At 52.9% G+C, this 15,074-nt stretch carries 13 protein-coding genes; 5 read left to right on the forward strand and 8 right to left on the reverse strand.

The annotated features are described in order from the left end of the window. Positions 1-28: 28 nt before the first annotated feature. The 3 genes from JRF57_00640 to pilQ all read left to right on the forward strand — a co-directional run bounded on the left by JRF57_00640 (position 29) and on the right by pilQ (position 3,556). On the forward strand, positions 29-625 hold the full coding sequence (locus tag JRF57_00640) for a type 4a pilus biogenesis protein PilO (GenBank protein MBW2302197.1): 597 nt from the start codon (positions 29-31) through the stop codon (positions 623-625). Between the two features lie 82 nt (positions 626-707). Continuing rightward, positions 708-1,118, forward strand: a complete 411-nt coding sequence (locus JRF57_00645) for a pilus assembly protein PilP (protein ID MBW2302198.1) — start codon at positions 708-710, stop codon at positions 1,116-1,118. A gap of 89 nt (positions 1,119-1,207) precedes the next feature. Continuing rightward, positions 1,208-3,556 carry a type IV pilus secretin PilQ gene (gene pilQ, locus JRF57_00650; protein MBW2302199.1) on the forward strand — a complete coding sequence of 783 codons (2,349 nt, stop codon included), beginning with the start codon at positions 1,208-1,210 and terminating at the stop codon, positions 3,554-3,556. Here the strand turns inward: pilQ and JRF57_00655 are convergent. Further along, complete coding sequence (locus JRF57_00655) at positions 3,540-4,190, reverse strand: HAD family hydrolase (GenBank protein ID MBW2302200.1); 651 nt, start codon at positions 4,188-4,190, stop codon at positions 3,540-3,542. The genes pilQ and JRF57_00655 overlap by 17 nt on opposite strands. Before the next feature lie 166 nt (positions 4,191-4,356). Here JRF57_00655 and nadB point away from each other — a divergent pair, with 166 nt between their 5' ends. Next, positions 4,357-5,997, forward strand: coding sequence for an L-aspartate oxidase (nadB, locus tag JRF57_00660; GenBank protein MBW2302201.1), 1,641 nt, complete (start codon positions 4,357-4,359; stop codon positions 5,995-5,997). 42 nt (positions 5,998-6,039) lie between these two features. On the opposite strand, the gene JRF57_00665 is transcribed toward nadB, so the two are convergent. The 7 genes from JRF57_00665 to rlmD all read right to left on the reverse strand — a co-directional run bounded on the left by JRF57_00665 (position 6,040) and on the right by rlmD (position 14,159). Then, positions 6,040-6,249 carry a hypothetical protein gene (locus JRF57_00665; protein ID MBW2302202.1) on the reverse strand — a complete coding sequence of 70 codons (210 nt, stop codon included), beginning with the start codon at positions 6,247-6,249 and terminating at the stop codon, positions 6,040-6,042. Positions 6,250-6,330: 81 nt separating this feature from the next. Further along, the gene (nrfD, locus tag JRF57_00670) at positions 6,331-7,569 is read right to left on the reverse strand and encodes a polysulfide reductase NrfD (protein ID MBW2302203.1); all 1,239 of its coding nucleotides are present in this window, start codon (positions 7,567-7,569) and stop codon (positions 6,331-6,333) included. A 67-nt stretch (positions 7,570-7,636) separates the two neighbouring features. Next, on the reverse strand, positions 7,637-8,407 hold the full coding sequence (locus JRF57_00675; protein MBW2302204.1) for a 4Fe-4S dicluster domain-containing protein: 771 nt from the start codon (positions 8,405-8,407) through the stop codon (positions 7,637-7,639). Positions 8,408-8,453: 46 nt separating this feature from the next. Beyond that, the gene (locus tag JRF57_00680; GenBank protein ID MBW2302205.1) at positions 8,454-10,943 is read right to left on the reverse strand and encodes a molybdopterin-dependent oxidoreductase; all 2,490 of its coding nucleotides are present in this window, start codon (positions 10,941-10,943) and stop codon (positions 8,454-8,456) included. A 15-nt stretch (positions 10,944-10,958) separates the two neighbouring features. Beyond that, the gene (locus tag JRF57_00685) at positions 10,959-11,684 is read right to left on the reverse strand and encodes a cytochrome c3 family protein (GenBank protein ID MBW2302206.1); all 726 of its coding nucleotides are present in this window, start codon (positions 11,682-11,684) and stop codon (positions 10,959-10,961) included. A gap of 314 nt (positions 11,685-11,998) precedes the next feature. Next, complete coding sequence (locus tag JRF57_00690; protein MBW2302207.1) at positions 11,999-12,187, reverse strand: 30S ribosomal protein S21; 189 nt, start codon at positions 12,185-12,187, stop codon at positions 11,999-12,001. A 577-nt stretch (positions 12,188-12,764) separates the two neighbouring features. Next, the gene (gene rlmD, locus JRF57_00695) at positions 12,765-14,159 is read right to left on the reverse strand and encodes a 23S rRNA (uracil(1939)-C(5))-methyltransferase RlmD (protein MBW2302208.1); all 1,395 of its coding nucleotides are present in this window, start codon (positions 14,157-14,159) and stop codon (positions 12,765-12,767) included. 352 nt (positions 14,160-14,511) lie between these two features. On the opposite strand from rlmD, the gene JRF57_00700 reads away from it, so the two are divergent. Further along, complete coding sequence (locus JRF57_00700) at positions 14,512-15,039, forward strand: GspH/FimT family pseudopilin (protein ID MBW2302209.1); 528 nt, start codon at positions 14,512-14,514, stop codon at positions 15,037-15,039. Positions 15,040-15,074 lie beyond the last annotated feature (35 nt).

Raw genomic sequence — 15,074 nt, forward strand, 5'->3', positions numbered from 1 at the left:
TTGTGTAAAAGCTGAGGATATGGGCACGATGGACTCTGGTGGTATCATAGAAAAAATCGGAAACATTAAGATGCCGATACGGGTGGGCATCTTCCTGGGCACCCTCGTGCTGCTCACAGGTGCCTTCCTCATGCTTTTCTACTTTCCCATGAAGGAAGACATAAAAAAGGGCGAGCAGGAGATCAGGAGTCTTGAAAACAAGTTACGAAAAACCTTGATCAAGGCGAAAAAAATTAAAGAATTCGAGGCTGAATTTGCGCGTGCCGAGGCCCGGTTCCAGGAAGCCTTGCGGCTCCTTCCCAAGGAGAAGGAGATACCGAGCCTCCTTAAGACTATCACCCAACTGGGAAGTGATTCCAGGTTGCAGTTCCGCCTCTTCAGCCCGCGAAAAGAAACCTCAAAGGGCTTTTACATGGAAATTCCCGTCTCCATTGAAGTGAGTGGATCCTATCACGATGTAGCAGTATTCTTTGACAAAGTGGGACGGATGGACAGAATCGTCAACATACTTAACGTATCCATGAAGCCGGTCAAAAAACTGTCGACCACCCTTCTTACGACTTGTGATGCGGTAACCTATCGGTTCACGGGTAAGGTCAATGAAAAAAAGAAAAAGGGCAAATAAAGTTTTACTTCTTTTAATATTATGTATCGTGCCCCTTCTACAGGTTAAGGCCGCTCAGGTCATCTACAAGCCACCCCGGCCGATGAAAAATGCGGGAGATACCGGGATTACGGCCAAGGTGGAGGAACCGAAAAAACACGTTGCCTACTTCTATGATCCGAGGGGGAAAACGGATCCTTTCAAGCCTTTTATTGCCGAAAAGGAAGAGGTTGCCGCCGAAAAGAAACAAAGGCCTAAAACTTATCTCGAAACAGTCGACCTGTCCCAATTGGAGCTTATAGCCGTCATCGTGAGCTCTAAGGGGAAATGGGCCATGGTACGTGATTCCAAGGGAACAGGTCACGTGATCCGGGAAGGGACACCGATCGGAACCAACGGGGGAAAGGTTGCCCTGATAACTGACAGGGGAGTCGTAATCCGGGAAAAATACAGGGATTTCAGAGGGAACACGAAATACCGGGAAATAGCCAAGAAGGTTCCCGAAATACGATAGTTCTTAATCCGAATAAACCCCTTGATATATGATCATGGGGAAGCAGTTCGGAAAATTTTCAGCCATTTCCAATTTGAAGGAGATCGTCCATGGGAAACATAATGTGCCTGCGTAAAGTGAGATCATCTTGTCTCATGGGCCTAATTATATGCCTCGTGGTCCTGAATTCCTGCGCCTCGACCGGGACCAAGAAAAAAGCCGCTGAAGGCCCTGCAGTGCCTGTGGTCAAGTCGATCGACGTTGTCACCCCTGAAGGGAAAACCCTCGTCCAGATTCAGAACTCCGGGGATGCGCGGTTCACGGCCTTTCACCTGGCAAACCCTCCCAAGGTGATTGTGGACATCCGGGGAGTCAAGGGGGATGGCCTACCCAGCCGAATGGACGTAGGAAAAGGCGTGATAAAGAGCATTGAAACCATGAAGAGCGAATCCCAGAGCATGACCACACGAGTCCAAATCGACCTCAAAGAACCCGTCGATTACAGGGTGGAATCCTCGGACAACCTGATCCGGGTCTCCCTTGCGCCGAAACGGACCGTTTCACCGGGCACCATGGCTACCCTCCCGGTCACACCAACCCCCACTGAAGAAGAAAAAGAAAGGGAGCCCGCCTCCCCTAGGATCTTTGTAAGCGCAAAAAAATCCCCTTTGAACCAGATCCTCGGAATCGATTTTGTCATGCTCGAGCGGGGAAAATCCAGGATCGTTGTCACTACGGATAAAAAAGTTCCCTATCACTTAGACAGTGTGGCCCCTCTGGATCTTCTTTTGAGGCTGGAAAATGCGACAATCCCTCCCCAGCTCTTAAGGGAGATCGATTCTTCCCAGTTTAAGAGCGCCGTCACAAAGATCCGACCTTCTTATTCCGAGAAGGAAAAGAAAGTCGATATCGCAATCACCCTGAGGGAAAGAGTCCCATACCACATCGATCAAAAGGATGACGAGATTCAAATCGACTTTGAACGGTCCAACATCCTTCCCGCCGAGAAAAAAATCGTGCCCTTGAAATTGACCCAAGCCTCTCCAGGGAATGGGGACACAGAAGGAAAGACGGCCAGGCAGGCCTCTGAAGCGATAACTCCCGGGGAACCTGAGGCGATGCCCGGTTTCCTTAAAAAGGCCTATACGGGCACACCCATGACCATGGACTTTGTGAACGCCGATGTCACCAACGTACTCCGGTTGATCGCGGAGGTGAGCAACCTGAACATAGTGTGGGGTCCCGAGGTCCAGGGTACGGTCTCCATGCGCCTTAAAAACGTTCCCTGGGACCAGGCCCTTGACCTCATCCTGGCCAACAACAACCTGGCCAAAAGGGAATCGGGGAACGTGGTATGGATCACCACCAGGGCACAGATGGCTCAGATCGAAGCAGAGGAAAAACGAAAACGCAAGGAATACGAGGCCGAGAAGAAGCGAAGGGAGGAAGAAGAGTTAAGGCTGAAGGAAAAGAAAAAGAAACTGGCGCCCATAGAGACGGCCTATATCGGTGTTGACTTTGCATCCGTGGATGATATCAAGTCCCACATTGAGGCCATCTTGACCGAACGGGGCAAGGTGAGCGTGGACAATCGGACGAGCACGGTGATCGTTCAGGATATCAAACCGGTCATAGAAAAGGCCAAGGAACTGGCCGAAAAATTTGACACCCCCGTAAAACAGGTCATGATCGAGGCCCGTATCGTGGACGCCACGACGGATTTCGCCCGGGATCTGGGGATCAAGTGGGATAAGTTCCAGTTCCAGAACCGGAACTCCCTTGACGCCCTTTTCGCGAGCTTCGGGGGAACACCCGGCTCGGTGACGCCAACTGATCCCAATCCCGACGATGCGACGATCCAATGGCCCCACGGGGGTAAGCTATACAGCCCCACCTTCACCAGCCCTGCTCCTTCAACATGGAGTCCTAACATGGGCCTGGCCTTTGCCAACCTGAGCGCCCTTGGTTACACAGCTACCATTCTCGACGCCAAGCTCGCTTTGGCGGAAACTGAAGGGAAATCCAGGACCATCTCCGCTCCCAAGGTCCTGGCAAGCAACGGGGAAAAGGCCGTCATCAGCCGGGGAGACACGTTTTACTTACAGGCCGCAGAGAACGTGGAGCCCAAGGAAGTAGTTGCCACCCTGAGGCTGGAAGTCACTCCGGTAGTGAGTTACAATAATTACATCACAATGAAGATCGCCCTTAAAGACGAACAGCAAACGGGATTGTCATCAAAGACCGGAAAAGAGCTGGAGACCCAACTGATGGTCAAAAGCGGAGAGACCATCGTGATCGGAGGTATTTACACAGAGGACAGTTCCTTGCATGAAGGGGGCATCCCAGGTCTGCGGCGAATCCCGATCCTCGGGTGGCTCTTCAATGCCAGGAAGAAAACTACCCAGAAAACAGAGCTTCTCATATTCCTTACGCCGACTGTAGTCACGAACCAGACGTAAAAAAGTCCCCCCTGTACAGGGAATCGGCAACATCGATGATCTCCAAGAGGCGGTTTACGTGGTGGTCGGCATCAAGTTGCCTGTTCTTATATGCCACGAAGGGAACTCCCGCCGCCCTTGCCGTTTCCTGGTCCACCGCAGAATCGCCCACATAGAGTGCCTGCCGGGAGCCTATTCCAAAATGATTCAAGATTTTTTGGAGGCATTCGGGGTGGGGTTTCGGGCGCTTCACGTCCAGGGATGAGACCACGATATCGAAAAAGTCCTCCAGCCCATTACTCTCAAGGACCCGACCGATGGTGTTACTCCGGTTGGTCGCGACGGCCAGGCCGAAACGGCCCTTGAGCCTACCAAGCAATTCCCTCAGTCCCGGCTCCATCTCCATGTCCCTGATGAACGGGCCGTAGTCCATCTCCATCCTGTAAGTCAGGGCCGCTTCCAGGTAAGGTGTTCCCTCAAAGATGGATCGAACGGATTCATCGGCCGTCGCCATGTGCACAAAAGCGATCTTGTCCTCCGTCATTGGCGGGAGGCCGAAGTGGGCCAGGAGGTGGTTGTAGAAATTAATATTGGCACGGCGGGAATCAAACATCACGCCGTCACAATCGAATATCACCGCGCATCTTTTTTTCATGATGATCTGTTGACGGACCCCCGAAGAATTTTCAATAATGAGGCACCTTAAGGGAAATGGGTGATCCTGTCAATCGGTATCAAGGGCGGAGAAGGTGATCTCTGAATCCCATTCCCGGGTATCTGACCAGTTCCAAAAGCCCAGACCAGTGGACGAGAGGAGACACATGGCTTCTGAAAGAAAATCTTCAACATCCGAGATTGAAACCGATTACCTAGTCATCGGCAGTGGGATTGCAGGCTTGTTTTTCGCCCTTCATGCCGCCCGGACCGGAACGGTGGCCATCGTAACCAAGAAGGAGGTGATGGATGCCTCCACCAATTACGCCCAGGGGGGCATAGCCTCGGTCCTGGATCCCGAGGACAGCCCCGAGCTTCACATCAAGGACACCCTTGAATCAGGGTGCGGTCTCTGCCATGAAGACGTCGTAAGGATGGTTGTGGAGGATGGACCCGCAAGGATTCAGGACCTGATCGACCTGGGTGTCGCCTTCTCCAGGCAGGAGGGAGACAGCTATACACTCGACCTCGGGATGGAAGGGGGACACAGCAGGAGGCGGATCGTCCATACAAAGGATCTCACCGGCCATGAAGTGGAGCGGGTGCTTTTGGAAAGGGTCCGGGAAAATGACAACGTCACGATTTACGAAAACCACATGGCCATCGATCTCATCACCACCTCCAAGATATTGAAACGGGGCATCGTCAACTCCGAATCCAGGGAGACCTGCTGGGGCGCATACGTATTTGATGCGATAGGCAAACGAGTCATCACCGTCCTTGCCCGCACAACGGTCATGGCCACAGGGGGTGCCGGGAAGGTATATCTTTATACCAGCAATCCAGACATTGCCTCAGGGGATGGTGTGGCAATGGGATATCGGGCGGGAGTAAAGGTCGCCAACATGGAATTTGTCCAGTTTCACCCCACTTGCCTTTACCATCCCGAGGCCAAAAATTTCCTTATCTCGGAAGCCGTACGTGGGGAAGGCGGAATCCTCCTGGATAAAAAGGGGAATCCTTTCATGGAGAAATACCATCCGCTCAAGGATTTGGCCTTCCGGGACGTAGTGGCCCGATCGATTGATATGGAATTGAAAAAGAGCGGTGAGGAATGTGTCTACCTGGACATCAGCCACCGGCCGGCGGATTTCATAAAGAAGCGGTTCCCCCATATATACAACACCTGTCTCAACTTCGGGATCGATATCACTAAGGAACCGATCCCGGTGGTCCCCGCTGCCCATTACATGTGTGGCGGTCTTTTGACGGACAAGGACGGCCTTACTAATATCGACAATCTATATGCGATCGGGGAAGTGGCCTGCACTGGTTTGCACGGAGCGAACCGCCTGGCCAGCAATTCTCTTCTGGAGGCCCTGGTTTTTGCCAGGAGGGCCGCAGACAAGGCCTCCCGGACGCTGGAGGAAAAGCGGGATAAACCGTTGCCCAAAGCGCCCCTGTGGGATCCCGGTACGGCCACCGACAGCGAAGAACTGGTGATCGTGACCCACAACTGGGACGAAATCAGGCGGTTCATGTGGAACTATGTGGGCATTGTAAGGTCGAACAATCGGTTGGCGAGGGCGAGAAGCCGGGTGGAAATCATTCAGAATGAGATCAGAGAATACTATTGGAACTTTACCGTTACAAGGGATCTCCTGGAGTTGAGAAACCTCGCCCAGGTAGCCGAACTCATCATCACCTGCGCTTCCCTCAGGAAAGAAAGCCGAGGGCTGCAATACAACCTGGACTATCCTGCGCAAGACGACGTGCACTGGAAAAGGGATACGGTCATCTGGCGCTAGCGCACCCCCGGGCCGATCCTTTTTGGTCCGATAATGACTCAATCAATATTCGGCATACCTTCTCCGGGAGGCCAATGGGGAAGAAGCCTTTTCCTCCCCGTGGTCATGTACCTCTCCGGTCTCGACATCCATCCAGGACTTGATATAGGCCACGATGAGCCCGCATACCACCACCGTCAGGGCGAGGTATAGAAAGCCCATGAAGATCAGATAGTCAATATTCCATTGCCATTCAAATGAAAACGGGGTCATATCTTCTCGTCTCCCTGATCGCGCGTTCCGTCCCTATGGTTCAAGAGAACCCGGGATCCGGGACACGTCTCTATTTCAGGTTTAGGAATGGTCCGGGTTCAAGGTTCTTTCCATCGGAAAGACCGGCAAGTACCGGTATGCGGCGCTGAAGAGCAAAAACCCGTAACCGATCACCGCCATCGCAATCCCCCACTCCTGCCAGCTTGGGAGGTAACTCCAGAATCGATCAAAGGGCATCACGGGGATGGCAAGGGTGACGATGACGAAAAAGAACCGGTTGAAAACGATCCCGGTGCAATTCAGGAGGCAACCGGTTATCAGCCATTTCCCGTTCTGTCTCGCTTTAGGTGTTATCAGGATCACCGCTGGGACCACGCCGAACAACAACAATTCCGCCACGAGAAGCCAGGCGCCGTAAGGCCCTTCCTTAAAAAAATCCATAAAGGTGAGACCGGCAGAGGGGACGATACCTTTAGCCCAACCCAGAGTATCGATGAATTTCAGGATCAGGTATCCGCTCAGGAGCCATCCGGAAATCTTGGCCAAAAGCTGAACAGCATTGTCCGGAACGAGTTTTTTCCTGGCAATGGCCTCGGTCAGTTTGGTGCAAAGAATCGTAAAACTCGGCCCTGCTGCTATGGCGGAAAAGACAAAGAGGAAAAACGTGCTGGGCCAAACGTAAAATCCCCATCGATCTGCAAAGGGCCTGGCATACATTACTCCGAACATCCCACCTAAAGATCCCTGGTGGAAGAAGGAAAGAAAGGTCCCCGTTGCGGCAAACAGGGCCATGATGTGGTGGAGGTTGTGCCCGAAAAAATGGAATTCTTTGATCTTATCGAGCTTTCTGTTTTCCAGGATGAGAGGGAGAAATTCGATGGCGAGAACCCCCAGATAGCAGGTGATACAAAAGGAGACCTCCGTGAGCATGGAGTGTACATTGGCATGCCAGAAAATGAACCAACCCCGGATCGGCTGTCCGATATCTATCCCCAACATCGCCACAGCGCCCGAATAGCAGATGAACCCTATGATAACCGCTGCATTGATGATATTGCGAAGTTCCTTACGACCGATAATGTAAGTCAGGAAACCCGTGAAAAAGGCCCCAGCCCCAAGGGCGATAACCGCCAGATCAAACACAATCCAAAGGGCAAAGGCGAAGATATTGCTCATATTGGTCTGGTTGAGACCTTTCCAAAGAACCAGGAAAGCAGAAACGCCGCCCCAGGCGAGGAGGGCAAGCCAGGGCAAGGTCCAGAGGAAAAAGGTCCCTGGGGAACATCGCTTTACGCCGTCAGGTAAAAGTGCGGAATCCATTCATCCATCCTCCAAAGAAAACGGTCAAATGATCGTATTGAGGAAGGGGTTTGAAGCTGCTCAGCCTTCAAGCCTTCATTACAGGTTTGAACTCTCCGGGCAAATAGTTATCCCCCATCTTCCGGACCCAATCCTTGCTCGAAAGGTAGTACACCTTCGGATCCGTGCCGAGTCGTTCGAGAAGCCGGAAGGCACGGGGGCTCTTGCTCAGCTTAGTGACCTTGTGTTCGGGATTGTTCAGATCACCGAAGGTAATAGCCTGTGCAGGGCAAACCTCAGCACAAGCAGTCACGTATTCCCCTTCTTCCAATTCCCGCCTCCCCTCCGCGTATGCCTGGTTTTTGGCCCGCATGAGGCGATGATGGCAGAAGGTGCATTTCTCGATAACACCCCTCATCCTCGGAGACACCTCCGGTGAAAGGTAGCGTTCCATCCCTTTGGGAAACACACCGTCCCACCAGTTGAAGTACCTTGCATGGTAAGGACAGGCGGCCTGGCAGTACCGGCACCCTATACACCTTGTATAGATCTGGCTGACGATGCCGGTGTTGTAATCCATTCTCGTAGCGGTAGCCGGACAAACCGACACGCAGGGCGTATGATGGTGGCAATGCATACAAGGTCTCGGAAGATAACAGACCTCTGTCTCGGGAAAAGGCTTCCCGTTGGTTATCTCGTATACACACATCCAGGTGATGTTCCGCGACTTGTCGGATTCATCAGGTCTGGTGGTGACGTTATTCTCGGCCGCACAGGCCACTACACAGGCCCCGCATCCGGTACATTTGTCCAGATCGATCACCATTCCGTACTTGTGTTTTCCGTGCTCCTCTTTCATCCTTTACCCCGTCCTCAAGCGAACCTTAATTTTTCCGTGTCCACGATTACGCCCTGGAGATCTTCACGCGAGTATTCCACCAGGCTGGCAGGCCGCTAAGAGGATCCCTCCGCGGGCTGATAAGATCGTTCGGATTGACGCCCTTGCCTTTCTGGTACTCGTCGTAGGCATGGTGACCGAATCCGAGGGGAAGAAACACGACTCCCGGCATCGCTCCTTCAAAAAGATGCACCCGTACCCGGACCCTGCCAGCAGGAGAGTCCACGTATATTCGATCACCCTCCTTGAGATGGTATGTCGAGGCGGTCCCGGGGTGGATCTCTGCAAAGGATTCATTCTCACTCAGCTGGTAGTCGAAGAGGGTTTTGTTCAAAAAGTGCGGGTTGGGCCAGGGGCCGCTCGATAGGTTGATCAATTCGTAAGGCACTAATAAAAGGGGATAGTCCCCGGAAACCTCTGCGGACTCGAAATGGGGCATAAAGGCCTCGTCTCCCGTCGAAGTGACGTCCGCACTCTTCAAGGCCTCTTCTATAGACGTCTTCCCGCCGTTACCCGGGAAGGCCTCCTGAAGGGAGGTACAGTAGAATTCAAACTTCCCAGAAGGGGTTTTGAATAAATCGGCCCAACCGCCGTATCTAACCAAAGGTCTATACCAGAATCCTCCCTTTCTAAGGCCCTTCCAAAAGTCCTGGAAGGACCCATAATCCGCCTTGTAAATGGCCGGCCGGGTAAGGCTCTTCCAAACCGGTTTCCCCCCGTCATAGCGGGTAAGTCCCGGACCGGACTCGTAAAGCCCCCTCACCCGGGCCTGGAGAGCCTCTTCGAAATTCTTCCAGGGAAAGGAATCCTTCATTTTCCCGCCCAGCCTTCGGGCGAGTTCGATCACCACATCCCCGCTATGCCTGGTATCGTAAAGCGGCTTCACGACCGGTTTCGTCACCCCATAGAGGGGATACTGAAGACCCCTGGGCCGGGGGATATCCTCTACTTTTTCCAGAGGAGAATGATCAGGGAGGATCAAGTCCGCCATCAGGGCGGTATCATCCCGGAAAGGAGAAAAGCTCACGATAAAAGGAATCTTTTCCAATGCCCGCCTGAAAAGACCTCCATCTGGCAGGGTAAACACGGGATTTGCCCCGAAAACGAGTAACATATCAACAGCTGAGGGATCTTGAAGAAGGGCTTCGGAAAAACCGTTGATCAGGGAATCGGTAAAGGGGTATCTCTCTCCTGCCTGATCGAGGCGCCCTTTCGCCCATCCCGCCTCCGTGACCGCATCCGCCTCGATCTCGGGCCAGCCTCCCAGGGGCACAGGGTCCTGGAGAATGACGCCTCCGGGGCGGTTTATACGCCCGGCAAGGGCGTTCAATGCCTGGACGGCCATACATTCGAGCAGGTTTCCGTTCACATCCCCCTTCCCTTTGCCGAATAAGGCCACCGGTTTTTTTGCCCTTGCGAAATCTTCTGCAAGGGCCACGATCCGCCCCGCATCAACTCCCGTGATAGCCGAGACCTTTTCAGGCGTGTATTTATGTAACACAAGGGTCTTGAATCCCTGGTGTCTCGTCCCGTCATCGTCAAGCCAATCCTCGAAACCGAAAGCATAGTGGTCAATGAAGTCCCGGTGATAAAGACCTTTCTTCACCATGACATGGGCCAGACCCAGCGCCAGGGCGGTCTCAGTTCCCGGCCTTACGGCCACCCACTGATCAGCCTTGGAGGCTGTCAGGGAAGCCTTGGATTCCACCTGCACGACCTTCACTTTACGGTTCCCAGCCTCCCGGTCGTGCCAGATGCCCCATGCGTGAATCATCCGCCCCGGGGCCCCCCAGCCTTCGATGAGTCCGCATCCGAAACTGAGAACGAAATCTGAGTTTTCCAGGTCATAGGCCATGGACCTTGATGAACCCGTCATGAGCCTGTTGGCAATCCTGCAGGTATCGTCGGCATCAGGAATCCGGAGGTAATTGGGACTCCCCACAGATCGAATAAATCTTTCCACCAGATGGGCCATGGTTGATTCCCTGGGGTAACCGTTCACAGCCGCCAGGGCCTCCGGTCTTCCGTTTTTTCTCAAATCCCTGATGCGATCTAGGACTTCCCGAAGGGCCTCATCCCAGGATATGGGCACAAAATCTCCGGATCCCCGGGACCCCACGCGTTTCATGGGGCTGGTGAACCGAATGTTCTCATTGTAAAGAAGTTGGAGACCCCCGGCACCCAAAGGGCAAATCCCACCGGGATTAACTGGATAATCCGTCCGTCCTTCGATCTTGACGGCCCGCTCCTCCACCTTGCGAACCTCGATCCCGCACCCCCCGGGGCAAAGGGTGCAAAAGGTGCTCTCCAGGGTGACTTCCCCTACCGGCGGGACAGGGACCCAGGGCCAGTTCTGCGTCCAGATGGCCACATCATCAGTGAGTTTCCAGGGAAGCGGAGTCAGGTTGATCCCTACAGCGCCGCCGACGAGCAATTTGATAAAATTTCTCCGGTTGAGAGCGATCCTATCGGTGAGCTTTTTATCCTTCGATTCCATAATTCCCATCCCTATTTATTTGTGGCAGACAAAACAGGCGTTGTTCTGTTCCTGGCCCTTCCTGGTATGACATTCGGCACAGTCGTCCATCTTCATGCTGTCCCACGGATTAGACTTGTAACCAGCGATATTTTTACCCCAGATGTTGATGCTGTACCCCGTTAGCCTATTCCGTCGATAGGGGGGCAAATCATCGCTCTTTCCATGATCCCCATGGCATTCGCGACACTCCACTTTCCCCATCTTGACGTGTGCGATATGGGAAAAATAAACGCAATCAGGTTGCCTGTAATAAGAAAGCCAAGGGACCTCTTTCCCCTCAGCCACGTATTCCTTGAGGAATCTCGCCTCCTCCGGGTCCTCACCCAAGGGGGACTCCGGATCGTCGTGGCATTCCATGCATTTCCCGATCTTTGGGATTCCCTCGAAGGTCCCGTCCTCGCGAAAACCGTGGCAATAAAGGCACCTTTCGATTTCGGTCTCACCTTCGATCCCGATATCCGGCATGGAATGGATTGCATGGCTGAAACGAAGAGGTTGGAACTCCTTCGAATAAAGAGCCATGGGGAAAACCACCCATCCTATCAGGAGGGCGGGGACGAGGCCGGCCAAGAAGTAAACCAATCCGCTCCGCAAAGGATGGGTGACGAGATTCGAATAATAAGACAAGACCACGTGAACAAGCGTAGAGATCCACCCCCCCTTTGAAGATCCGTCAGAGGGCACTTTTTTGTTTTCCATTGGGTTAGTCCTCACAGGCAGAAAAGGTTATTGCTCAACGGGTGGGTCAGCAATCCTTGCGTATTTACCCATTCACCAATCCTTTGTCAAGGAAAAAGCCATGAATAAACCTGGAAAATCAAACAAATAAGGAGATTCCACTGCTCATCGGAGGAGGCCGCCCAGCAGCAGCCTTTCCACCGCCGCTTTTGTTGGATTTCGTCCCGGTTCGGCAGGGAGCCCGGGCACCAGTCATCTCACGGGCATTTGTGGGGTGAGTTGTCAGACTCTCCTTTCCTTTGGCGCCTCAACGACCTCCCATAGGCAAATGTCAATCAAGAGAATTTCCTCATACGTTTCCGCCTTCTTTTCGCTGCCTTGGCCTGCTTCTTCTTCCTCTGGACACTTGGCTTGTCGTAGAAGCGTCGTTCCTTTATCTCGGAGAAAAACCCCTCCTTTGTCAATTTTTTCTTAAGATCTCTGATAGCCTTTTCTATCTGATTATCCTGTACGATTACTTTCATGGTGCAATCTCTTTCATTCTAAAATCTGTTTGACGGACACCGGATCCATTCTTTTACATCTGTTCCATCCGGTATTTCTGCGGCACCGGCCGGAGGCTGAAAATGGGTACGTTTTTAAAACCCATGATGAATCTCTGCATCCGAGACCCGATCCCAAAGGCACAAACAGAAAAGCATCTCTATCCCAGAGATGCTTTCCCGGACCTTGCCTCAACGATTGTAACGGTGTCTTCCTAGACCATACCGATTACACTCTCCTTGGGATCGAAAGGGGCGGTTCCGCTTTCGCCCTCTTAAGGGCCGAGAAGCATTTCTCCCGTGTGGTGGACGGCTTGATAAAACCGCAGGGTCTTTTCCACCGGTCAAGTCGGTCGTTCCCTTTGGTCACAGCGATCACCCCCTTTTCATACCCTGTTCCTTATTTCGCAACCAGCCTTCAGTATCTCAAACCCGCAATAACATGGGCCGGTAAAATCACAGGATTCACCTATATATAAAGCTCCCCCGGATTGTCAACCCTATTTGGAAAACCCGGTCGAAAGGACTCATTATTCCCCAGTCTATCAAGGGATCGGGATCAACTCTTGCGGACCACGAGCTTGGCCACGGATTCCACATGGTAGGTATGGGGAAACATGTCGACCGGTTGGATTTCAAGCACTTCGTACCTGTCCGCCAGCAGGGAAAGGTCCCGTGCCATCGTGCCGGGGTTGCAACTGACATAAACCACCCTCTCGGCCCCCAGTTCCATCACCCTGGCGGCCACCTTCTTATGCATACCCGCCCTCGGAGGATCAATGATCAATACATCCGGACTCCAATCCAAATTCTTCAGATTCTCCTTGATGTCCCCGAGGATGAAACGACAACAATGGACATCGTTGTCCCGGCAGTTCTTCACAGCATCCATAACCGCACTCTCGGCGATCTCCATTCCGACCACAGACTCGGCCTCCTTAGAAAGATAGATGGGAATGGTTCCCGTTCCACTGTAAAGGTCAAGGACCTTTTCAGAACCCGTAAGCTCTGCATATTCCGCAACCTTCCTGTAAAGACGATCAGCTCCGGATGTGTTGGTCTGAAAAAAAGAATTGGCCGAGACCTGGAAAGTATATGGGCCGATCCGGTCCCGTATGAAGCCGGGCCCGGAGATGCAGAGTTCTTTTTCTCCGACGGCGATTCCGGCTTTCCTGCTGTTGATATTGTTCACCACGGTGCGAACGGCGGGAAATGAACGGCCCAGCACATCGGCGATATGATTCAAAACGGGTAGATTCTCGCTTGATGTCACAACGTTCACCATCCACTCGTCAAAGGCCGAGGAGTACCTGAGGGTCAGGTACCTCCAAAAACCTTGATGGCTTCGAATGCCGTAAGGAGGAAGGCCGGTTTCTCTGACGATCTCCCTGACCTTCCGAAGAATCCGGTTCCCGGTATCGTGCTGGAGAAGACATGCCTCGATATCAATCACCTTGTAAAATGTACCAGGGGCGTGAAGCCCGAGGGCGAAATCCGTCTCCAGGCCTTCCACTCCCATCTCATGGGGCAGGAGCCATCTTCTGTCGGAAAAAGAAAACTCCATTTTATTGCGGTAGGAATAGATGTTTTCAGATGGAATGGTGGCATGAACGGGGACGTGGGGAAGACCACCGATCCGCGCCACGGCCTCCATTACCTGTTGGCGCTTGAAATCGAGTTGGCGCCCGTACTGCACATGCTGCCACTGGCACCCCCCGCAGTGTCCGTGGTAAGGGCATGGGGCTGCGATCCTGTCCGGGGACGGCTCAATGAGTTCCACCACTCGGGCCTCGGCGTAATCCTTCTTTTTTCGGATTACTCTGGCAAGAAGCCGATCTCCGCGCACGCCCCCCCGAACAAAAAGGACAAAACCTTCAACCCTGGCTACTCCGTGCCCTCCGAAGGCCATGTTCTCGATAGCAAGTTCCAGCAGGGCGCCTTTCTTGATATTCATATTGAAGTCTCCAAAAGGATCTAAAAGGATTTCACCACGTAGGAATAAACACTGTAACAGAAAATCAATCCCTTGATTACGATATCGGAGTGAGGGATTGAAGAACCCCAGCGGTCGATGCCTTGCATCGTCGACAAACCCGCGGTTTGCATGACTCAAGTGATAGCTTATTTTACAAGTGATAGAAAATTTTACAATATTTCCCGTCCAAACCACTCCAACCAACACCCCGGCCGGCCCAACCCCCCTGAAATCCTGGGAATTTCTTCAAAACCTGTTCCTGGCACACATCTTGCTTTATTTCTGGTAGCCAAACCAGAATTGGAGAACAAGCGGTCGTTGGAGGATGGGCATGCAGCAACGGATGCGGTTTTTCAAAAAACAGGAAGGGTTCACTTTACTTGAGCTGATCATGACAATGGTCATCCTGGCCATCCTTGCCACTATCGCTATCCCGACCTTCTCGGTCTGGCTGCCCGAATATCGACTCAAGAAAGCGGCCAGGGACCTATACTCCAATATCCAACTGGCCAAGATGCAGGCGGTACGGACCAATCGGGATCATACCGTTTCCTTCAATACCGGGGCCGGGCTCTATCAGGTCCTTGACAGCGGCGTGACGGTGGTAAAGACCGTGAACCTTTCCAATTACGGGAGCGGCGTCAGTTACGGTTTCGGGAACGCAACCAAGACAGTGCCCGGCGGGGTCCCGATCGACACCGTAAGCTATGCGGGAGACTCAGCGACCTTCAACCCGAGGGGTACGGGAGGCATGGGTTACGTATACCTTACCAACGAGAGAAGTACATCTTACGCCGTTGGAACGATCACCGCCGGGGCCGTGGTTCTGCGGAAATGGAACGGGGCCGACTGGGAATAAGTCGTTGGTGAAGAACCTATGGGGCTGAAAACAAG

The organism is Deltaproteobacteria bacterium, assembly GCA_019310525.1.
Lineage (GTDB): Bacteria > Desulfobacterota > DSM-4660 > Desulfatiglandales > HGW-15 > JAFDEE01.